This is a genomic window from Pseudomonas maioricensis (assembly GCF_022790535.1).
In the GTDB taxonomy this organism is placed as follows: Bacteria; Pseudomonadota; Gammaproteobacteria; order Pseudomonadales; family Pseudomonadaceae; genus Aquipseudomonas; species Aquipseudomonas maioricensis.
In genome coordinates this window covers 118,763-139,616 of record NZ_LOHG01000007.1, presented here as the reverse complement: position 1 = coordinate 139,616, position 20,854 = coordinate 118,763, and the positions used below count along the sequence as shown (strand labels likewise).

Annotated in this window: 16 protein-coding genes and 1 tRNA gene; 11 read left to right on the top strand and 6 right to left on the bottom strand. The window is 58.3% G+C overall.

Annotated features, from left to right (window positions below):
• Window positions 1–379: 379 nt before the first annotated feature.
• The 7 genes from AUC61_RS13120 to AUC61_RS13090 all read left to right on the top strand — a co-directional run bounded on the left by AUC61_RS13120 (window position 380) and on the right by AUC61_RS13090 (window position 7,943).
• Complete coding sequence (locus tag AUC61_RS13120; protein WP_243246648.1) at window positions 380–1,534, top strand: mandelate racemase family protein; 1,155 nt, start codon at window positions 380–382, stop codon at window positions 1,532–1,534.
• Between the two features lie 75 nt (window positions 1,535–1,609).
• Window positions 1,610–3,232 carry an ABC transporter substrate-binding protein gene (locus AUC61_RS13115; RefSeq protein WP_243246646.1) on the top strand — a complete coding sequence of 541 codons (1,623 nt, stop codon included), beginning with the start codon at window positions 1,610–1,612 and terminating at the stop codon, window positions 3,230–3,232.
• 38 nt (window positions 3,233–3,270) lie between these two features.
• Complete coding sequence (locus AUC61_RS13110) at window positions 3,271–4,308, top strand: ABC transporter permease (protein WP_243246644.1); 1,038 nt, start codon at window positions 3,271–3,273, stop codon at window positions 4,306–4,308.
• Window positions 4,308–5,207: an ABC transporter permease gene (locus AUC61_RS13105; protein ID WP_243246642.1), complete on the top strand. Its 900-nt coding sequence runs from the start codon at window positions 4,308–4,310 to the stop codon at window positions 5,205–5,207. Before AUC61_RS13110 ends, AUC61_RS13105 begins: the two co-directional genes overlap by 1 nt.
• A 246-nt stretch (window positions 5,208–5,453) precedes the next feature.
• Window positions 5,454–6,308, top strand: a complete 855-nt coding sequence (locus tag AUC61_RS13100) for an ABC transporter ATP-binding protein (RefSeq protein WP_243246640.1) — start codon at window positions 5,454–5,456, stop codon at window positions 6,306–6,308.
• 10 nt (window positions 6,309–6,318) lie between these two features.
• Window positions 6,319–7,107 (top strand): ABC transporter ATP-binding protein, encoded by a 789-nt coding sequence (locus AUC61_RS13095; RefSeq protein WP_243246639.1) that lies wholly within the window; start codon window positions 6,319–6,321, stop codon window positions 7,105–7,107.
• 113 nt (window positions 7,108–7,220) lie between these two features.
• Window positions 7,221–7,943, top strand: coding sequence for an oligogalacturonate-specific porin KdgM family protein (locus tag AUC61_RS13090; protein WP_243246637.1), 723 nt, complete (start codon window positions 7,221–7,223; stop codon window positions 7,941–7,943).
• Between the two features lie 21 nt (window positions 7,944–7,964).
• On the opposite strand, the gene AUC61_RS13085 is transcribed toward AUC61_RS13090, so the two are convergent.
• Window positions 7,965–8,708 (bottom strand): FadR/GntR family transcriptional regulator, encoded by a 744-nt coding sequence (locus tag AUC61_RS13085; RefSeq protein ID WP_243246636.1) that lies wholly within the window; start codon window positions 8,706–8,708, stop codon window positions 7,965–7,967.
• Between the two features lie 98 nt (window positions 8,709–8,806).
• Here AUC61_RS13085 and AUC61_RS13080 point away from each other — a divergent pair, with 98 nt between their 5' ends.
• Window positions 8,807–9,529, top strand: a complete 723-nt coding sequence (locus tag AUC61_RS13080; RefSeq protein ID WP_243246635.1) for a FadR/GntR family transcriptional regulator — start codon at window positions 8,807–8,809, stop codon at window positions 9,527–9,529.
• A 203-nt stretch (window positions 9,530–9,732) separates the two neighbouring features.
• On the opposite strand, the gene AUC61_RS13075 is transcribed toward AUC61_RS13080, so the two are convergent.
• From AUC61_RS13075 to nirB, 4 genes are all read right to left on the bottom strand, one after another.
• Entirely contained in the window at window positions 9,733–12,015 is a 2,283-nt protein-coding gene (locus AUC61_RS13075; RefSeq protein WP_243246634.1) for a molybdopterin guanine dinucleotide-containing S/N-oxide reductase, read from the bottom strand.
• Between the two features lie 320 nt (window positions 12,016–12,335).
• Window positions 12,336–13,964 (bottom strand): methyl-accepting chemotaxis protein, encoded by a 1,629-nt coding sequence (locus AUC61_RS13070; RefSeq protein WP_243246633.1) that lies wholly within the window; start codon window positions 13,962–13,964, stop codon window positions 12,336–12,338.
• Window positions 13,965–14,019: 55 nt separating this feature from the next.
• Window positions 14,020–14,406: a nitrite reductase small subunit NirD gene (gene nirD / locus AUC61_RS13065; RefSeq protein ID WP_243246632.1), complete on the bottom strand. Its 387-nt coding sequence runs from the start codon at window positions 14,404–14,406 to the stop codon at window positions 14,020–14,022.
• Window positions 14,406–16,967, bottom strand: a complete 2,562-nt coding sequence (gene nirB, locus AUC61_RS13060) for a nitrite reductase large subunit NirB (protein WP_243246631.1) — start codon at window positions 16,965–16,967, stop codon at window positions 14,406–14,408. Before nirB ends, nirD begins: the two co-directional genes overlap by 1 nt.
• A 464-nt stretch (window positions 16,968–17,431) precedes the next feature.
• Between nirB and trhP the strand changes: the two genes are divergently transcribed.
• The 3 genes from trhP (at window position 17,432) to AUC61_RS13045 (ending at window position 20,543) form a co-directional block, all read left to right on the top strand.
• Window positions 17,432–18,787, top strand: coding sequence for a prephenate-dependent tRNA uridine(34) hydroxylase TrhP (gene trhP / locus AUC61_RS13055; protein ID WP_243246630.1), 1,356 nt, complete (start codon window positions 17,432–17,434; stop codon window positions 18,785–18,787).
• Between the two features lie 167 nt (window positions 18,788–18,954).
• On the top strand, window positions 18,955–19,278 hold the full coding sequence (locus AUC61_RS13050; RefSeq protein ID WP_243246629.1) for a helix-turn-helix transcriptional regulator: 324 nt from the start codon (window positions 18,955–18,957) through the stop codon (window positions 19,276–19,278).
• Window positions 19,278–20,543 (top strand): type II toxin-antitoxin system HipA family toxin, encoded by a 1,266-nt coding sequence (locus AUC61_RS13045; protein WP_243246628.1) that lies wholly within the window; start codon window positions 19,278–19,280, stop codon window positions 20,541–20,543. Before AUC61_RS13050 ends, AUC61_RS13045 begins: the two co-directional genes overlap by 1 nt.
• Before the next feature lie 219 nt (window positions 20,544–20,762).
• Here AUC61_RS13045 and AUC61_RS13040 read toward each other — a convergent pair.
• Window positions 20,763–20,838: transfer RNA gene (locus AUC61_RS13040), tRNA-Gly, on the bottom strand.
• Between the last annotated feature and the right edge of the window lie 16 nt (window positions 20,839–20,854).

Genomic DNA, 20,854 nt, shown 5'->3' with positions numbered 1-20,854 from the left:
CCGAGCTTGCTCGCGATAAGGACGACCCGATCTGAAACAGTGTCGCACTCATCGCGAGCAAGCTCGGCTCCCACATAGACCGCGCAATTTTCATCCCACGATCAAGCATTGAGCCTGCGGACAAACATAGAACCTCCCACAAGGAATGGCATTGCGATTAAAAACCGATGCTGCTCCCGCCCCACGAAGTATGACGACTTTAGATACCTCCCCTCGATAAAAAGAACCACCCTCTCCCCTCCCAAACACCTATACACCCCATAAAAACTACAAATACCCATTGACACACCTAACCAACCGGGAAAATAATCGCGCCATCGTTGTATGACGACATACAGCAAAGCCAGCTAATAATCACAATATTCAAGGCAAGCTCTCTATGAAAATCACCCGTATCAGTGTCGAGGTCTTTTCCCATCCATCACGCCGCGCCGTCGACAGCGCCGGTCATGCTCATCCCGGCGAAGAGAAACCGGTCAATCTGGCCATGCTGCGCATCGCGTGTGACGACGGTAGCGAAGGTTATTCCTTCGGTGCTCCAGAGCTGATTCGCCCGCACATCATCGAATCCTTCGTGAAGAAAGTGCTGATCGGCCAGAACCCGATGAACCGCGAAAAAATCTGGCAGGAACTCGCTCACTGGCAACGCGGCAGCGCCAGCCAACTGACTGACCGCGCGTTGGCGCTGGTCGAGCAGGCGCTGTGGGATCTGGCCGGACGAGTGCTGAAACAGCCGGTCTACAAACTGCTCGGCGGTTATCGCGACAAAGTCCTGGCTTACGGTTCAACCATGTGCGGCGACGACTTGCCTGGCGGCCTGTCCACACCGGATGAATACGGTCAGTTCGCCGAAAAGCTGGTCGCCCGCGGCTACAAAGCCATCAAGCTGCACACCTGGATGCCACCGATCTCGTTCGCGCCAAACCCACGCATGGACGTCAAGGCCTGCGCTGCGGTGCGTGAAGCGGTCGGCCCGGACGTTGCGCTGATGCTCGATGGCTATCACTGGTACAGCCGCGTCGATGCGCTTTACATCGGTCGCGAACTGCAGAAGCTCGACTTCGCCTGGTTTGAAGAACCGATGATCGAAGACTCCGCCGAATCTTATGCCTGGCTGGCTGCAAACCTGGACATCCCGGTACTCGGCCCGGAAAGCATCGATGGCAAATACCACAGCCGTGCCAGCTGGGTGACTTCAAAATCATGCGATATCCTGCGCGCCGGGGTCGCCGGTGTAGGCGGTATCAGTCCGTGCCTGAAAGTCGCGCACATGGCCGAAGCGTTTGGCATGGATTGCGAAGTACACGGCAATGGCGCGGCCAACCTGCAAGTGATCGGTGCCATCAGCAACTGCCGCTGGTATGAGCGCGGTCTGCTGCATCCGTTCCTCGATTACGAGCAGGTTCCGGCCTATCTGAACACGCTGGTCGACCCTATGGACGACGAAGGCTACGTGCACTTGTCAGACCGCCCGGGCCTGGGTGAAGACATCAACTTCCACTACATCGAGGCCAACACGCACCAGCGTTACTGACAGGCGGCACCGCACAGAGGCGACATGAGCGCCTCTGGCACAAGAGTCTTAATAAATATAAGAAAGGACTGCCCTATGAAACTCTGGCCTTCGCGCCTGCGCCAGCTATTGTGCGTGGCGCTGACTGCGACGCTTCTGCACACCTCGCCCGGCATGGCGCGCGGTGAAACGCCGGTTGATCAACTGGTGGTTGGCATGAGCATGATCAACCTGCTGTCCCTGGACCCTGCCGCCGCGACGGGCCTTGAAGTGGCCGAGGTCAATTCCAACGTCTACGACATGCTGCTCGAACAGGATGCCAGCGCCCCGGACACGCTGATCCCGGCGCTGGCGCAACGCTGGGAAGTCAGCGCAGACCGCATGCGTATCACCTTTCATCTGCGCCCCGGCGTGACCTTTCACTCCGGCCAGCCATTGACCGCTCAGGATGTGGCCTGGTCGCTACAACGGGTTGTAACCCTCAATCGCGCCCTGGCTTCGACCTGGAAGGCCTACGGCTACACCGCGCAGAACGTTGCGCAACTGATGCGCGCTGAAGACCCGCTGACGTTCGTCCTCGACCTGCCACGCCCTACCGACCCGCTGCTGGTGCTCAACACCCTCGCGACCTCGCCAAGCGCTTTCGTCATTGATCGTCATACTGCGATGCAACATGCCCAGGGTGAAGATCAGGGTGCAGCGTGGCTCACCACTCACACCGCAGGTTCTGGCGCCTTCAAGCTGGACATCTGGCGCGCCAATGACGTGATCCTGATGACGCGCTTCGACAACTACTGGCGCGGCCCGGCAAAAATGCGTCGAGTCATTATGCGCAACATGACCGAATCCCAGGCCCTGCGGCTGATGGTCGAGCGCGGTGATCTTGACGTGGCCCGCGGCATGGCCGCCACCGACATCAAAGCCCTGACCCGCTCCCCTGAAGTCAACGTGCAGACCATCGCTCGCGGCACTATTTACTACGTTGCGCTGAGCATGGAGCAACCGCTGTTTCAGGACATCAGGGTGCGCAAAGCGATACGCCTGCTGATCGATTATCAAGGCATCAACGACGTGGTCATGCCCCACTACGGCGTCGCCAACCAGCGCCCGCTGCAACTGGGTCTGGCGGCACGCCTGGATGACCCCGGTTATCGCCTCAACGTGCAGGAAGCCAAACGTCTGCTGGCTGAGGCCGGGCATGAAAAAGGCTTCACGATCACTCTGCGCTCCCTGACCGACTCACCCTTCATCAACATCGCTACCAGCCTGCAATCGACCCTGGCTCAAGCCGGCATTCGCGCAACGATCATTACCGGCACCGGCAACCAGATTTACGGAGCCATGCGTGATCGCAAGTTCGACATTCTAGTCGGACGCGGCGGTGGCGGTGCCGAACGCCACCCTCACTCAAGCCTGCGAGCATTGGTCTACAACCCGGATAACCGCGAAGCGGCGAAGCTGAGCAACTTTCAGGGCTGGCGCACCTCGTTCTACAGCGCCGAACTCAATCAACTGATCGAACAGGCCGAACAGGAGCGCGATGCGCAACGCCAACTGGCGCTCTATCAACGCATTCAGACCCTGTACGACCAGCAAGTCGGCGCAATCATGCCGGTTTCGCAGATGACAGACGAGGTTGTAGTGCACGCCGATGTGCGTGGTTACATCGGCCACAGTGCCGCCACGACACGCCTGCACGACGTCTACAAACAACGTTGATCCGGACTCTCAGTCGCTTTCGCAAGGCAGGAATTCTTATGACGAGTGCATCTGTTTCATTGTGGGGTAGCCGCATGGCGGGCACGACCCGGCGCAGCGGCTCAGTGCTGGCGACGCTGTTCGGCCTGTTGCTGCTCACATTCTTCATCGGCCGGGTCATGCCCCTCGATCCGGTGCTGGCCATCGTCGGCCCTGACGCGGACGCGTCGACCTACGCTCAGGCTTACAAAGAACTGGGTCTCGATAAGCCGCTTTGGGTGCAGTTTGGTGGTTACCTCAACGACTTGCTGCACGGCAACTTTGGCAACGCACTGCTGACCGGCCACCCGGTCATCGAAGACATCGCAAGGGTGTTCCCGGCGACCCTGGAACTGGCCACGCTGGCCATCGTTTTCGGCGTTCTGGCCGGGCTGCCGCTGGGTGTCTATGCCGCCACTCATCAGGGCCGTGCCGGTGATCATATCGCTCGCTTGTTCACCTTGTTTGGTTACTCAACACCGATCTTCTGGCTGGGCATGATGGCCTTCCTGGTGTTCTACGCCTGGCTCGGTTGGGCCGGTGGCGTTGGGCGGATTGGCCTGGCTTACGACGGCTTGATCCCGACACGCACCGGCCTGCTGCTGATCGACACGGCACTGTCCGGCGATTGGGAGGCGTTTCGCAGCGCCCTGCGGCACATCCTGTTGCCTGCGGTCATTCTCAGTTTCAACTCGGTGGCGTACATCAGCCGCATGACCCGCAGCTTCATGCTTGAGCAGCTATCCCAGGAATACATCATTACGGCGCGGGTAAAGGGCCTGTCCCAACGAAGGATTGTCTGGGGCCATGCGTTCCGCAACATCCGCGTGCAACTGCTGACCATCGTCGCCCTCGCCTACGGCGGATTGCTCGAAGGTGCGGTATTGATCGAAACGGTATTTGCCTGGCCAGGTTTCGGTCAGTACCTGACCAGCAGCCTGCTGCTGGGTGACATGAATGCGGTGATGGCGTGCGTGCTGTTGATCGGGCTGATCTTTGTCGCCCTGAACCAGATCAGCGACGCCCTTTATAAAGTCTTCGACCCGAGAACCCGCTGATGACGACTTCTCAAGCTACCCCTATGGCAGCAGCAGTGCCTGCGTCGAGCATGGCGGCACTGACCGGCAGCGCGGCCCGCATGATGCGTTTTCTGCTGCGCAACCCGATGACCCTGGCCGGGCTGCTGGTGATTGCAGTGCTGATGATTGTCGCGCTGTTCGCACCCTGGATCGCCAGCCATGACCCGCTGCAGCAAGACCTCGCCCGCGCTTTGCAGGCACCCGGTGCCGCTCACTGGTTCGGCACGGACGAGTACGGCCGCGACGTGTTCAGCCGACTGGTGTATGGCTCGCGCGTCACCCTGTACATCGTGCTGTTGGTGACAGTAATCGTAGGTCCTATTGGCCTGTTGATTGGCACGGTGTCTGGCTACTTCGGTGGCTGGGTCGACAGCTTGTTCATGCGCATCACTGACATCTTCATCTCGTTCCCGAGCCTGGTGCTGGCGCTGGCCTTTATTGCTGCACTGGGCCCGGGCCTTGAGCACGCAGTCATCGCGATTGCGCTCACCGCCTGGCCGCCAATTGCCCGCCTGGCGAGAGCTGAAACCCTGTCGCTGCGTAATGCCGACTTCGTGGTCGCGGTGAAACTACAAGGCGGCTCGCCGCTGCGCATCATTGGCCGCCACATCATTCCGATGTGCCTGTCGTCGGTGATCATCCGACTGACCATGAACATGGCCAGCATCATTCTGACGGCAGCGGCACTCGGGTTTCTCGGCCTGGGCGCGCAGGCACCGCTGCCGGAATGGGGCGCGATGATCTCCAGCGGCCGACGTTACATGCTGGAAAGCTGGTGGCTGGTCGCAGCACCCGGCGCGACGATCATGCTGGTCAGCCTGGCATTCAACCTGCTCGGTGACGGCCTGCGCGACGTGCTTGATCCGCGTAATGAATAACGGGGATCTGTAGGAGCTGCCGAAGGCTGCGATAGCGCTTTGCCTGACACGCCGCCATCGCTGGCCTCGTAACCTCGGTGAGCTCCTACAGGACTGGGGTCAACACGAAAGTTTGCATGCCAAACGCCTGACATGTAGGGGCCAACTCGTTGGCTCCTACAGGGATCAGGCCCAACCTGGAAGATTGTTTGATCAAGGCGGTTTCAGGGATATGGACATCCCACACATTAATAAGAGGTAACAGCCATGTCTCAGTTATCCGCATCACAGAGCAAGCTCGCCGTCGACGATTTACGCGTCGAGTTCACCAGCGCAGGCAAGACCACTCTGGCCGTGCAAGGCGTGTCGTTCAATCTGGGCCGGGAAAAACTGGCGATTGTCGGCGAGTCCGGCTCAGGCAAATCCACCGTTGGCCGCGCTTTATTGCGTCTGCACCCGGCCACCGCGCGGATCACCGCCAAGACTCTGCGTTTTGACGATATCGACCTGCTCAGCGCCAGCGAGAAACAAATGCAGGGCGTTCGTGGCCGTCGTATGTCGATGATCATGCAAGACCCGAAGTACTCGCTGAACCCGGTGGTGAAGGTCGGCGAGCAGATTGCCGAGGCCTATCTGGCCCATCACAACGTGTCGCATCAGGAAGCTAAAGAGCGTGCGCTGGACATGCTCGCCAAGGTGCATATCCGCGACCCGCAGCGGGTCTATCAGCTTTATCCGCATGAAGTCTCCGGCGGCATGGGCCAACGGATCATGATCGCGATGATGGTCATTACGGACCCACAGGTGATCATCGCCGACGAGCCCACCTCGGCGCTGGACGTCTCCGTACGCCGTCAGGTGCTGAACATTCTTGAAGAGCTGGTAAGTGAACGGGATCTGGGCCTGCTGTTCATCAGCCACGACCTGAATCTGGTTCAACACTTCTGCGACCGGGTACTGGTGATGTACGCCGGCCGGGTCATGGAATCACTCGAAGCTGCCGACCTGGCCAGGGCGGAGCATCCCTACACGCGCGGGCTGCTTGCCGCGTTGCCGAGCCTGGACCATCCGCGCAGCAGCTTGCCGGTGCTCCAGCGCGATCCCCTCTGGCTGACTCATTGAGGTAACTCCCATGGCGATGATCGAAGTCCAGTCACTCAACCTAAGTTTCGGCACTGGCCCGGCACTCAATCAGGTGCTGCATGACGTCAACCTGCGCGTCGAAGAAGGTCAGGCGTTCGGTTTGGTGGGCGAGTCGGGCTCAGGCAAAACCACCGTGCTGCGCTGCCTTGCCGGGCAATATCAGCACTGGACCGGCGCCCTGCAGGTCAACGGCCAACAGGTTCAGCGCAGGCTCGATGCGCAGCACTATCGCACCGTGCAAATGGTCTTTCAGGACCCCTACGCCTCGCTGCATCCGCGCCACACCATCGACTCGGCACTCAAGGAGCCGCTGGCGATACACCGCATCGGAGATCGCGATGATCGGGTCAGCACGATTCTGCGCAAGGTCGGCCTCAACGACAGCTTTCGCTTTCGCTATCCGCATCAATTGTCAGGCGGTCAGCGGCAACGGGTGGCGATTGCTCGAGCGCTGATTCTTGAACCCCGGGTTCTGCTGCTGGATGAGCCTACCTCCGCACTGGATGTTTCGGTGCAGGCGGAAATCCTCAACCTGCTCGCCGACCTGCGCCGCGAGCAGGGCCTGACGTACCTGATGGTGACCCATGACCTGGCGGTCGTTGCTCATCTGTGCGAGCAGGTGGCAGTGATGCAAGGCGGCAAAATTGTGGAGATTCTTGAGACGGGCGAGCTGGCCCGGCATGAGGCGCAGCACGCCTACACCCGCCTTCTGGTTCAGGCGAGTCGCGACATGAACACCCATAACATCGAACAACCGGTCGCCTGCCTGGCGCTGTAAGACCACTGAAGTTTTAACCCGTCGCGTACTTCGGCAGTTTCTGCCGAGGAACCCGGCTGCCTGAAATCTGCTGTGAACAAAACTTTCCCTTTCATTTAACAAGAATAAAAAACATGAAAACCACCAAAGCAATAATGACGTTTGCTGCGCTGCTGACCTCCACTATCGCCCTGGCCGACAGTGGCTATGTCAACTATCGACATCAATACGCAGAAAGTACGCGAATGCACTCCGACCGGGTCAAGTTCGGTACACGGCTGGATAACGGCCTGGGTTTTGAAGGTGAGCTTAAATATAAAACTGCTGGCGATCGCCAGGACGTGGCCTTTGACAACACCGTGGGCAACGGCCACGAACTGGGCATGACCTACCAGTACAAACTCAATGCGGACTGGATGCTGACCCCGTCTATTGCGCTGGAGAGCATCGAAAAATCCACGGCCTATAAACTCGGCCTGAAAGCGACCTACCGCATCAGCGATACATTGAATGCCTCGGCCCGCTACCGTTACGACTCGATCAAGCTGGACCGGGACAAGGTCAATGAGGACATGCCCAACAATGCGATGGACGACCAGAGCATCAACCGCTATGACGTCTGGCTCAACTACGCGCCACAAGGCAAGTGGGCGTACGAATACCAGTTCACTTACTTTGATGCCGACTATGTTCGCTACGACAACGGCAAGACTGATTATGAGCAAAACGCCGTATTCAAATACAAGATCGATAAACGCTGGGTGCCGTTCTTCGAAGTCGGCGATATAAAAGTCGACAGCGAAGATGACAAACGTCAGCTCCGTCTGCGGGTCGGTGTGCAATATAACTTTCTGTAATTACCCGAGGTTCGCTAAACACTAGTTGCTGTACAACTCCTGGTTTGCCTGGGTTTGATGCAAACGGATGCGGCTGCTGTTCAGGTGCAAGTACATGGCCGAACGCGCCGCATCCACATTCCCGGCGGCAATTGCCAGATAAATCTGTCGGTGCTCGGCATTGATCCCGGCCAGATACGCCGTGCGATCACTCTGCCCGGTGTAGGCAGAATTCATCCGGGTGCGGGGAATCAGCTTGGTGCCGAGGTGCTTCATGATGTCGATAAGGTAAGTGTTACCCGATGCCTTGGCGATTTTCAGGTGAAACTGGAAATCGGCGTTGATCGTCGTCCCGGATTTTTGCGGACCTTCGAGTAATGCATCCAGCGCCTGCTTGATTTCCAGCAACGCCTCCGGAGTCCGGCGCTGCGCAGCCATGCCCGCCGCTTCGACTTCCAGACTCAAACGAAACTCCAGCAGATTAAGCACGTCAGGCAAGGTCGCGATAGTGGCTGGGCCAATCACGAAACCGGCAGGCGCAGGCATGTCCAGAACAAAGGTGCCGACTCCATGGCGGGTTTCCACCAGCCCGGCCGCCTGCATACGCGATAGCGCATCACGGACCACCGTTCGGCTTACGCCTTCGGTTTCCATGATGTGCAACTCGGGGGGCAGTTTCTCACCGCGCTTGAGCACGCCATCGCGCATGCGCTGAGCAAAGCGGTCAACCAGGGTCTCGGCTAAACGTCTGTGTTTTTTCTGGGACGAAAGGTCTGGGTCCGACATGGGCTGACTCGTTTTCGAAGAACCAGCATTATAGTGCCAGCTGGCGCCAGCGTGGCAGCTGGCTGAGGTTATACTCTGCGGCCCAACGGAAACCTTGAATGAGTGACATGGAAATCCCTCCTGCAATCCCGGATCGGCGTACCAGCCTGGCCCAGCAACTGGTCAATGACTTCTCGCGCAGAATCCGTGAGGGCGAGATAAAGGCCGGGGAAAAGCTGCCGACCGAGCAGGTGATCATTCAGGAGAAAGGCGTCAGCCGCACGGTGGTCCGCGAGGCCATGTCCAGGCTGCAAGCCGAAGGGCTGGTGGAAACCCGGCACGGCATTGGCACCTTTGTAGTGGATGCCAGCCGCCCCAATGACTTCCAGGTTGACGAGCGCATCAGCGGCACGCTGCGCGATGCCATTGCAATCATTGAACTGCGTCAGAGCCTTGAAGTTGAATCCGCCGCGCTGGCCGCCGAACGACGCACGCCGGAGCAACTGCAGGCGATCCGCCAGGCACTCGACACCCTCAATGCATGCCCGCCAGGCAGCGACACTGCGTTGGCCGATTTTGAATTTCATCACCAGATCTCGCTGTGTACCGCCAACAGCTTCTTCACCGACGTGATGGAGCAACTGGGCAGCAGCATCATCCCCCGCTCGCGGATGCAGATCAGCAACGCCCATTCGCCGGATTATCTGGAGATTCTGCGCCGTGAACACGAGCAGATATTTGCCGCGATTGCCTATCAGGACCGAGATGCCGCCAGGGCTGCCATGCGCCTGCATCTGAGCAATAGCCTGGAGCGCTTGCGGCAGAGCCGGTTTCAGAATTAATGCGCAATTGAACTGGAATGCACACCCTGTGGGAGCGGTCGACGGTCAACACGGTCGAGCAGGCGCGGCAGGATCTTTGTGGGAGCAGGGCTTGCCCGCGATGCAGGCGCTGCGGTGTTTCGGGCAGACCGCGTCATCGTTTATCGCGAGCAAGCTCAGCTCCCACAAGGGAAAGCGTTCCAACCGGAGGGCCCAATCGCCCCTTATAACGCCATCACCGGCGGTTCAAACGCTGTGACGCCCGGCAACACCCCTTCCCACTTCACAATTTCAACCGTCGCCGTTTGCGCCGAGCAGCCTTGGGACAGGCTTGAGGAGCCGACATCCTCAGTAACCACGTTCGGATTGCCATGTTTTTCCAGGCTGCCCGGTTCGCCATGCACCAGCGGGTCGAACCACGCACCCGTAGCGATCTGGACCACGCCAGGACGAATATTGTCCGAGACAATCACCCCCGCCAGAAACGCCCCACGCTCATTGAAAACCTTGACCACATCGCCGTCGCTAATGCCCCGTGCCCGTGCATCTTCGGTATTAAGGGTAAGGGGTTCACGATGTTGAATCTTCGACGCACGACTGTAGCTGCCATGATCGTATTGGCTGTGCAGGCGGGTTTTCGGCTGGTTCGACAGCAGATGCAGCGGGTAGTCTGCGGCCGGTTTGTCCAGCCACACCGGGTGACCGGGGCAGTCGGCGTAACCGAACCCGGCAATGCGCTCGGAGAAAATTTCTATGCGACCCGACGGGGTTGGCAATGGATGGGCGTCCGGGTCATTGCGGAAGGCTTGCAGCAAGACAGTATCCAGCTCTGGATACTCGACTTCGAACAGACCGTCGCGCCAGAACTGATCGTAGTCGGGCAATTGAATGCCGAACTCCCCCGCCCTGCCCCGTGACTCTTCATAAATGTGCCGCAACCAGCCCGTCGCATCGCGGCCTTCAGTGAAGCCTTCGGCAAAGTCCAACCGCCCGGAAAGCTCGGCCAGAATCGCATAATCATCGCGGGACTCACCCACCGGCTCGATCGCCTGCTGCATGGCAATCATGAAGCGATCCGATGCTGAACTGCCGATATCGTTACGCTCCAGCGCCGTCGTGGCGGGTAACACGATGTCAGCGTACTTGGCTTGAGCGGTCCAGAACTGCTCGTGGACGATGATCGTCTCCGGGCGCTGCCAGGCGTGCAGCAGGCGATTGAGGTCCTGATGGTGGTGAAAGATATTGCCGCCCGCCCAGTACACCAGACGGATGTCCGGGTACTGCCGTTGCTGGCCGTTGTAATCAAAAGCAGCACCGGGGTTGAGCAGCATGTCCACGACCCGCGCCACCGGGATAAAGTTTTTGACAGGGTTCTGCCCCTGGGAAAAACGTGGCCCGGAAAACGCCTTACGACCGCTGCCGGTATTGTTCATGCAACCGTAGCCGAGACCGAAGCCACCGCCGGGCAACCCGATTTGCCCCAGCAGCGCGGCCAGCGTCACGGTCATCCAGAACGGTTGCTCGCCATGCACTGAGCGCTGCAAGGAATAGGCGATATTGATCATGGTGCGCTTGCTGGCCATGCGCCGAGCCAGATCGGCAATCTGCGCAGCCGGAATATCGGTCAGCGCCTGCGCCCATTCAGGGTCTTTGGGCTGCCCATCGGTAACGCCCAGCAGGTAATCACGGAAGCGCTCATAGCCCACCGCATAACGCTGCACAAAATCCTGGTTGTGCAGACTTTCGGTAACCAACACGTAAGCCAAAGCCATCATTAAAGCGGTGTCGCTGCCCGGCCGCACCGGCAGCCATTCGTTGCGCGCCGGGCCGACCAGATCATCGCGCAGCGGGCTGACGTTGACGAACTCCACGCCCGCCGCAGACATGTCTTGCAGGGCCGTAGCCAACAAGTGGTCACTGGCACCACCGGGGCTGGTCTGGGCATTTTTGGCAGGCAAGCCGCCGAACGCGACGAACAGCTCGCAATGCTGCGCAAGGTTTTTCCATGAGGTGTGTGCCGCCAAAAGCCAGTCCATGTTGCCGACGATGTGCGGCATCAACACGCGTCCGGCGCCAAGGCTGTAGCTGTCAACGCTGGCCACGTAACCGCCAAAGCCATTGAGGAAACGGTGTAGCTGGCTTTGTGCATGGTGGAAGCGCCCAGCACTGCCCCAGCCGTAACTGCCACCGAAAATCGCCTGATTGCCGTGTTCGGATTTGACCCGTTTCAGTTCCTTGGCAACCAACTCCAGCGCTACGTCCCAGGAGACTTCCACGAAAGGTTCCTGTCCGCGCAGTTCAGGGCTGCGACCGTGCCCTTCGATCTGCTCTAAAAAACTACGCCGCACTGCAGGCCGCCGGATACGCGTGGGCGATGTCAGCGCAGCAGCCACTGAATCACCGATCGGCGATGGATCGCTGTCCCACTCCACCGGCACCAAGGCGCGCAATTCGCCGTCGACGACTTGCGGGCGATAAGCCCCCCAATGCAGCGAAGTGAAACTCATGGCGCAATGCTCCTGTGGCGAAACCCGTGCTGAAACGGGCTAAACCATAACACCCGGCTCTTTATTCACTAAATTCATTTTTAGAATGGGTTTATATGCAAAGAAAATTCAAAGACTTTCTGTTGGCGCAGTTCTCGGATGGGTAACACGGTCTCCTGTGGGAGTCGCCCCGGTGTCCCTGACCCATCGCTCTCGCGCACCAAACTTGGTTCTATGTGGGAGCGGTGCTTGCCCGCGATGCATGTTTCGTTTCACTCAGGCAGAACGAATTATCATTTATCGCGAGCAAACAAACAGAGACCGCGTCCCACTGTTGGAACTCACCCCGCCTGAATCTTGAACCTCGCCACGGTCTGATGCAGCGTGCCGGCCATCTGCGCCAGTTCGTGCCCTGCCGTATTGGTGTGTTGCGCCCCCTGCAAGACTTGATCGGACAAGCTGCGAATACCCACCAGATTACGATCCACCTCACGCGCCACCAATGCCTGCTCTTCGGTAGCGCTGGCAATCATCATGTTGCGCTCGTTGATCTGCGAGATGGAGCGGGTGATTTCCTCAAGGGCATCGCCCGAACGCCTGGCAATCAACAGCGTGGCCTGGACCAGTTCGCTGCTGCTGTGCATGGCCGATACGGCCTGACCGGTATCGAGACGGATGTTGCCGATCATCTGCTCGATTTCCTGCGTCGAAACCTGAGTACGATGGGCCAGCGCCCGCACTTCATCGGCCACCACCGCAAAACCCCGGCCGGCATCACCGGCACGAGCAGCCTCGATCGCCGCGTTGAGCGCCAACAGGTTGGTCTGCTCGGCAATGCTGCGGATCACATCCAGCACGCTGCTGATGTCCTGCACCCGCCCGGCCAACTGCTGAATACGCCCGGAGGTGTCGGTGACACCGTCCGCCAGCGTACTGATCGAGGCAACGGTTTCCTGAACCTGTTGCCGACCACGCTGGGCGGTTTGTTCCGACTCGCGGGACGCTTCACTGGTACTCACCGCATTGCGCGCCACTTCATCGACGGCCGCTGTCATCTGGTTAACCGCTGCCGCTGCCTGCTCGATTTCCAGCCCCTGGGCCTGCAGGCTGTTACTGGTCTGGCTACTGACTGCACTCAGTTGCTCGGAGGAACTGGCCACGCGATCCACAGAACTGGCAATGCCCCGCACCATCTCATTGAGGTTCTGCTGCATGTCACGCATGTTCATCATCAGGCTGCCGCTGTCACCAGCGCGCAGCGGCACCGCAATCGTCAGGTCACCCAGGGCAATCCGGCTCAGGATCCGCGCGGCCTCATCTGGCTCACCGCCCAACGGACGAATCACGCTACGCGTCACGATCACCGCCGCAGCTACTACTAGCGTGATGCACGCCAACAACAGGGCCAGCAGATTACGTTGCGCATCGCTGTACAAACGTTGCGCAACCTGCTCGCGCTCAGCGAAAACCCGCCCCTGCAACGCCATCAATTCATCCAGGCTTTTATAGACTTCCTGCTCGGCGGGAATGACTTTTTGCTGTAGCTGAGTCATGGCGGCATCGGCTGCGCCCTGCTTGATCAGGGTTTGCACCTGAACGAAAGCGGCCACGTAAGCCTCACGATTCTTCTTCAGGGCCTGATAACCGCTTTTGCCTTCAGGCGTGTAGAGCAACGGCTCAAGGGTCTCGAACGCCTGACTGATGCGCTTTTTAGTCGCATCGATGGCATCGTGCGTTTGCTGGTTGTCTTTATTGAGCAGCAAGTCTCGGGTGTTCTTGCCGTTATCACGCACGCCAGTGGCAATGACCATCATGGGTGCGATTTTCGGCCAGTCTTCCTTGACGATGACCACCGCTTGATCCTTGAGTGTCGCCATGTCCTGCAAGGCATAAAGAACCATGCCAGCCAAAGCCAAAGGAGCAATTGCGAAGCCGATGACAATCCGTTTAGCGGTACTCAGTTTGGCCATTTTACTGCTCCATGTTCAGACAACTGCCCGACGGCCAAACCGTCGGGCAGACCACTCACTCCACTGCGAGCTGCACGTCCTGGCCGTCAAAACGCACAGGCCAGACCCGCAAACGCTGCTCCGGATATTCCAGACAGCTGCCATCCTTTAAACGAAAGTGCTGCTTGTACAGCGGCGAGGCAATCACCAGATCGCCCTTGATGCTGCCGATCAATCCACGCCCAATGACATTGACCCCCGATTGCGGATCGCGATTGTCCACCGCGTAAAGCTGACCGTCCTCGGCGTCCGGCAGGTAGAACAGCGCGACCTGCGCGCCGTCCAGCCAGACCACCACGCCTGAGTTGGTCACCAGATCTTCGCGGCTGCAAACCGTATGCCACGCGGCATTCAGGTTCTGTGCAAAGGTAGATTCACTACGCTGGATAGTTGCCAGGCTCATCAGAGTGCCTCCTCGACGACAGGAATAAGGTTCAATTCAGCAGCCGTGGCCGGACGACGCTGGCCGCGCTCTTCAACAAAATGAATGTCCGGGTCAGCACGCTTGTCGTTGACGAAGGTGCGGAAGCGCTTGAGCTTTTCCGGACTCTTGAGGGTGTTGGCCCATTCGCATTCGTAGCGGTCGACCACCAGTTGCATCTGCGCTTCCAGCTCTGCGCCCAGCCCAAGGCTGTCGTTGATGATCACGTCCTTGAGGTAATCCAGGCCGCCCTCCAGGCTCTCGCGCCATACCGAAGTACGTTGCAGCTTGTCAGCCGTGCGGATGTAGAACATCAGAAAACGGTCGATGTAGCGGATCAGCGTGTCGTCATCCAGGTCGGTGGCGAACAGTTCGGCATGGCGCGGACGCATGCCGCCATTCCCGGAGATGTAGAGGTTCCAGCCCTTCTCGGTGGCAATCACGCCCACGTCTTTGCTCTGCGCTTCCGCACACTCACGGGTACAGCCGGAGACCGCGAACTTGAGCTTGTGCGGCGAGCGCAAACCTTTGTAGCGATCCTCAATGGTCAGGGCCATTTGCACACTGTCCTGCACGCCGTAACGGCACCAGGTGCTGCCAACACAGGACTTCACCGTACGGGTCGATTTGCCATAGGCATGCCCGGTCTCGAACCCGGCTTCGATCAGCTCAGACCAGATGTCTGGCAACTCATGCAGCTGCGCACCAAACAGGTCGATGCGCTGGCCACCGGTGATCTTGGTGTACAGGTCATATTTCTTGGCAACGACGCCAATGGCGATCAGCTTGTCTGCGGTGATTTCGCCACCCGCGATGCGCGGCACGACCGAGTAAGTGCCGTTCTTCTGCATGTTGGCCATGAAGGTGTCGTTGGTGTCCTGCAAAGGCACCAGCGAGGCGTCCATGATCGGCTGGTTCCAGCACGATGCCAGAATCGACCCCACGGCCGGTTTGCAGATATCGCAACCGGTATGCCCACGACCATGCTTGGCAAGCAGTTCTTCAAACGTCTGCACACCCTCGATGCGAACCAGCGCGTACAACTCCTGACGGGTGTAGGCAAAGTGTTCGCACAGGCTTTTATCAACGCTGACGCCACGGGCAATCAGCTCGTGTTCAAACACCGTTTTCAACAAAGCGGCGCAACCGCCGCAACCGGTGCAGGCCTTGGTCGAAGACTTGAGCACACCCAGATCGGTACAACCGCCGTCAATGGCCGAGCAGATCGCGCCTTTCGTGACGTTGTGGCACGAACAAATAGTCGCGGTTTCCGGCAGCGAAGCGGGACCCAGGGTCGGTGCGCCGGAGGAACTCGGAAGGATCAGGCTGGCCGGTTCGGCGGGCAACGTGATTGCGTTCTGCATGTATTGCAGCAGGGTGTCGTAGTAGCTGTTGTCGCCCACCAGCACCGCACCGATCACATGCTTGCCGGATGCATCGACCACCAGACGGCGATAGCTGGCGGTGGTCTGATCGATGAATTGATAGCTGCGCGAGCCTGGTGTGTGGCCGTGGGCATCGCCAATAGAGCCTACGTCGACCCCCAGCAGTTTCAGTTTGGTGGACATATCTGCGCCCATGAAGGGATCAGCTTCGCCACCGCACAAGGTCGTCGCTACGGCGCGTGCCATCTGGTAACCCGGCGCAACCAGGCCAAAGATGCTGCCATTCCATGCCGCGCACTCACCAATCGCGTAGATATCCGGATCACTGCTCAGGCACTGGCCATCGATGCTGACGCCGCCACGCGGACCAATGTCCAGACCGCACTGGCGAGCCAGCGCATCCTGTGCACGAATACCTGCCGAGAACACAATGAGGTCGGTTTCGAGGAACTCATCGTTGCCGAAGTTCATCCGGTAGCGATATTCCTCACCCGCCGTGATCGACTGCGTACCTCGGGCGAGATGCACGCCAACCCCGAGTTGCTCGATACGATCCTTGAGGGCAATACCGCCCTGCTCGTCCAGCTGCACCGGCATCAAGCGCGGCGCGAACTCTACGACGTGTGCTTCGAGGCCAAGGCTTTTCAGGGCATTCGCCGCTTCCAGCCCCAGCAAGCCGCCACCAACCACCACGCCACGAATGGCATTGGTGGCCGCCGTGCGGATCGCGTCAAGATCTTCCAGGGTGCGGTAAACCAGACGCGAATCACCGTGGGCGCCTTCAATCGGCGGCACAAACGGGTAAGAACCGGTGGCCAGCACCAGCTTGTCGTAATGCACACTGCCGCTGGCGGTAATGATTTTGTGGCCGTCGCGGTCAATTTCCAGCACTTGAGTGCCCAGGTGCAGCGTGACGCCGGGCGTCTGATACAGCGCAGCATCGGAAAGCGCCAACGACTCCGCGTCACGGCCGGTGAAGTACTCGGACAAATGCACCCGGTCATAAGCGCGCATCGGCTCTTCGCCAAACACATGCAGTTGATAGTGCTGCAGCGCGCCACCGGCGATCAATTGCTCGACACAGTGGTGTCCGACCATGCCATTGCCGATCACGATCAGGGTTTTCAGGGGGTTCGAAGGATCAATACTGGCGTTCATAGATAGCACCCGACCAAAGCCAATCACGGAATAAAAAGCAAAAAAAAGCGCCTGAAACCTTGCGGTTTCAGGCGCCTTTGCCTGTTCGTTTGGTGGTTAACCCGGCCTCTATGCCTGATCCACCCATAGTGCCCTGGCCTTGTTGGCTGATCGATCTTCGTTGACCGACGGGGCTGCCCACTCGACTACGTTCGCGGTGGACCTGATTGGGGATGATGCAGCGTTTGTGCCAGCCAGCGCCTAAACCCAAAAACCCGTGTAAAGCCCGACTCCAGATACGGATATACCGGCTGTTCAGTGCGATGCGATTCGTCACCCGGCGCATCCCCATGGTGCAAACAAGGCATTTGCGGCTTTATATAAGTGCAGAAATTTCTCTGCAGCGACGTTCAGACATGGATCCAGATCAATAAAAAAGCCAGGCAAGTCGACTACCCTCGCGATTTCGCGACCGACGCCCACTCATGCCAAACCTTGCTGCTTCGACCTCCTTAGCTCCCAGCCCCGCTCCCGAACTGCTGGCCCCGGCCGGCACCTTGAAAAACATGCGCTATGCCTTCGCCTACGGCGCCAATGCGGTGTACGCGGGTCAGCCGCGCTACAGCCTGCGAGTGCGCAATAACGAATTCGACCATGCCACGTTGGCGATCGGCATCCAGGAGGCGCACACGCAGGGCAAACGTTTTTACGTCGTAGTGAACATCGCGCCACACAACGCCAAACTGAAGACCTTCCTCAAAGATCTGGAGCCGGTGATCGCCATGGGGCCCGACGCGTTGATCATGTCCGACCCCGGCCTGATCATGCTGGTGCGCCGTCATTTCCCACAGATGCCGATTCACTTGTCGGTACAGGCCAATACCGTGAACTGGGCCAGCGTCGAATTCTGGCAACTTCAGGGCGTGAGCCGAATCATCCTGTCCCGTGAGCTGTCGCTCGAAGAGATCGACGAAATACGCCAGCAAGTGCCCGCCATGGAGCTGGAAGTTTTTGTCCACGGCGCACTGTGCATGGCCTACTCCGGCCGCTGCCTGTTGTCGGGCTACATCAACAAGCGCGACGCCAATCAGGGCAGTTGCACCAATGCCTGCCGCTGGAAATATTCAGCTCGGGAAGCGACGGAAAATCAGCTCGGCGACATCGTGCAGACCTTTCAGCCGGAACCGACGCTGGGCGAAGGCATGCCGACTGATCAGGTGTTTCTGTTGCAGGAAGCCAACCGCCCGGGCGAACTGATGCCCGCCTTCGAAGACGAGCACGGCACCTACATCATGAACTCCAAGGACCTGCGCGCCGTACAGCATGTCGAGCGTCTAACGCACATGGGCGTGCACTCACTGAAAATCGAAGGCCGAACCAAATCCCACTTTTATTGCGCACGCACCACGCAGGTTTACCGCCGCGCCATTGACGACGCGGTAGCCGGTCGTGAATTCGACCGCAGCCTGATGGGCGATCTGGAATCCCTGGCCCAGCGCGGCTACACCGAAGGCTTCCTGCGCAGGCATGTGCATGATGAATATCAGAACTACCAGAACGGCAACTCGGTTTCGGAGAAACAGCAGTTCGTCGGCGAACTGACCGGCGAACGACGTAACGGGCTGGCCGAAGTCCGGGTCAAAAACCGCTTCAATCTGGACGATAACCTTGAACTGATGACGCCCAGTGGCAACATCCACTTCGATCTGGAGTACTTGCAGAACGTAGAAGGCGAAGCCATCGGTGTTGCACCGGGGGATGGCCATACGGTTTACATACCGATGCCTGAAGGAGTGGATTTGAGGTTTGGGTTGTTGATGCGGGATGTGCGAGAGGGGTGAGGCCTACTGATGATGTCCTCTGCCCTTTAAAAAGAATCATATAAGGCTCACGAGGAAAAAATGTTAACCATATGGCTCTTTTTATAAAAATGTAATCCATATAGCTCTTTAACCTTGACGAGAGCCATATAGATTACATACTGCGTATCTCACACCGAGACAGCGCTATGAAAACCACACTGCTTGATCAAATCCGCCAACGTCGACTTGCTCTTGGATTAAAAATCCAGGAGATGCCCTTACTTGCAGGTCTCACAAGACAGCAGTACGGCAAAATCGAAGCAGGCGGTAACCCACGACTCAACACACTCGATCAGATTGCTGAAGGGTTGGAGTCAGCGTTGGTTCTTGTGCCCAAATCGAGGCTTGCTGCCGTTCAACAGCTTCTAGCCAACGAAGATCAGCCTGCCCTCAATCAACGCTACCCTGAAACCACAGGGCAAACTCAGACAGTGACCGAAGAAGCTGAAAACCCGTGGGGAGACCTCTAATGGTCAAAGAAACGGTTTCAGCTTTACGACTCACCCTTCAGGGAGAAAACGTCGGTTACGTTGCGGGTTACTCCAACGGCAAAAACGTTTTTACACTAGCGCCCGAGTACATCCATAACGAGGCAAGGCAGCCACTTACACTGTCCCATAACAACCCCGCATCTCTGGCCCGCCAATTGGCGACAAGTCACCCGTACATCAGCAGCCATAAACTGCATGCAGTGCTCAGCAACCTGCTTCCCGAAGGCGCATTACGGGATTTCCTGTCGCAGGCGATGAAGGTTCATCGGGACAATGAATTCCCGCTGCTCGGCTGGCTGGGCCGAGACCTCCCAGGAGCTCTGATTGCTAGCCCGCTGGATGCCTCGGAAATCCCGCAAATGGCTCTCCGGCACCACGGAAAAATCCAGCCTACCGTTATCGATATTCCTGACAGCCGAGCGCATTTTTCCCTGGCCGGTGTGCAAATGAAATTTTCCATGCGAGACCAGGATGGGCGCTACATAACCGGTGACCCCGATGCTCCGGGAGACTGGATTATTAAAACGCCCTCGACCGTGCATCCTTTTGTGCCGCTCAATGAATACACAGCAATGACACTCGCCGCCCTTGCTGGCGTCGACATCCCCGACATAAAGCTGATCCCGATGAGCAACATCGAGGCGCTCCCCAACATAAATCTGCCGAACGAGCAGTACGCCTTCGGAATACGTCGATACGATCGATTGCCAGACAACCAGCGCGTCCATTCAGAAGACTTTGCGCAGATTTTCTTTGCCTACGCCCACGACAAATATCGCGCTGCCAGTTATGACCAGATAGGGAAGCTGATTTATCAAAACTCGCGTCAAGGCCAGCGAGACGCCGCGCAGATGGCGGTTCGACTACTGATCAACATCTTGCTGGCGAACGGCGACGCGCATCTCAAGAACTGGAGCATGATCTATCCGGATGGCCGCAACGCCGAGCTCTCACCTGCTTACGACATCGTGGTAACCAAGGCCTACATCCCAGACGAGCGCCAATTTGCTCTGAATATGGGCATGAGCAAAAACTGGTACGAGGTCTCCATGGAGGACTTCAGGAAGTGGGCGGAATATGGGGATATTCCGTGGCGTCCGGTGCTCTACAACCTCAGAGCGGCGCTGGAGAAAGCACGCACCTTCTGGCCTGCGGCACTGGATGCGAGTGAGATGGTAGAAGATCAGAAGAAGGTTTTGCGTGAACATTGGAAACAGCTTCATGCTGATTTCCGGATTGGGTGACTTGCAGCGGATCTTTGCCTGCTACTGACACCACGCTGTCGCACAGCGAACATGTGACCTGTAGGAGCTGCCGAAGACTGCGATGGCAGTGTGTGAGGATAAACGTTTCGCAGCCTTCGGCAGCTCCTACAGAAATGCACTTCCCATAAGCGTAAAGCCAGAGATCAAAAAACGCACAAACAAAAACGCCGCTCTATTGAGCGGCGTTTTCGTTAAATATGGAGCGGGAAACGAGACTCGAACTCGCGACCCCGACCTTGGCAAGGTCGTGCTCTACCAACTGAGCTATTCCCGCAATGGCGTCCCCTAGG

Excerpts from the sequence above, each read along its gene's own strand:
- AUC61_RS13120 (WP_243246648.1), top strand. The coding sequence starts at position 380 with ATGAAAATCACCCGTATCAGTGTCGAGGTCTTTTCCCATCCATCACGC.
- AUC61_RS13115 (WP_243246646.1), top strand. The coding sequence starts at position 1,610 with ATGAAACTCTGGCCTTCGCGCCTGCGCCAGCTATTGTGCGTGGCGCTG.
- AUC61_RS13110 (WP_243246644.1), top strand. The coding sequence starts at position 3,271 with ATGACGAGTGCATCTGTTTCATTGTGGGGTAGCCGCATGGCGGGCACG.
- AUC61_RS13105 (WP_243246642.1), top strand. The coding sequence starts at position 4,308 with ATGACGACTTCTCAAGCTACCCCTATGGCAGCAGCAGTGCCTGCGTCG.
- AUC61_RS13100 (WP_243246640.1), top strand. The coding sequence starts at position 5,454 with ATGTCTCAGTTATCCGCATCACAGAGCAAGCTCGCCGTCGACGATTTA.
- AUC61_RS13095 (WP_243246639.1), top strand. The coding sequence starts at position 6,319 with ATGGCGATGATCGAAGTCCAGTCACTCAACCTAAGTTTCGGCACTGGC.
- AUC61_RS13090 (WP_243246637.1), top strand. The coding sequence starts at position 7,221 with ATGAAAACCACCAAAGCAATAATGACGTTTGCTGCGCTGCTGACCTCC.
- AUC61_RS13085 (WP_243246636.1), bottom strand. The coding sequence starts at position 8,708 with ATGTCGGACCCAGACCTTTCGTCCCAGAAAAAACACAGACGTTTAGCC.
- AUC61_RS13080 (WP_243246635.1), top strand. The coding sequence starts at position 8,807 with ATGAGTGACATGGAAATCCCTCCTGCAATCCCGGATCGGCGTACCAGC.
- AUC61_RS13075 (WP_243246634.1), bottom strand. The coding sequence starts at position 12,015 with ATGAGTTTCACTTCGCTGCATTGGGGGGCTTATCGCCCGCAAGTCGTC.
- AUC61_RS13070 (WP_243246633.1), bottom strand. The coding sequence starts at position 13,964 with ATGGCCAAACTGAGTACCGCTAAACGGATTGTCATCGGCTTCGCAATT.
- nirD (WP_243246632.1), bottom strand. The coding sequence starts at position 14,406 with ATGAGCCTGGCAACTATCCAGCGTAGTGAATCTACCTTTGCACAGAAC.
- nirB (WP_243246631.1), bottom strand. The coding sequence starts at position 16,967 with ATGAACGCCAGTATTGATCCTTCGAACCCCCTGAAAACCCTGATCGTG.
- trhP (WP_243246630.1), top strand. The coding sequence starts at position 17,432 with ATGCCAAACCTTGCTGCTTCGACCTCCTTAGCTCCCAGCCCCGCTCCC.
- AUC61_RS13050 (WP_243246629.1), top strand. The coding sequence starts at position 18,955 with ATGAAAACCACACTGCTTGATCAAATCCGCCAACGTCGACTTGCTCTT.
- AUC61_RS13045 (WP_243246628.1), top strand. The coding sequence starts at position 19,278 with ATGGTCAAAGAAACGGTTTCAGCTTTACGACTCACCCTTCAGGGAGAA.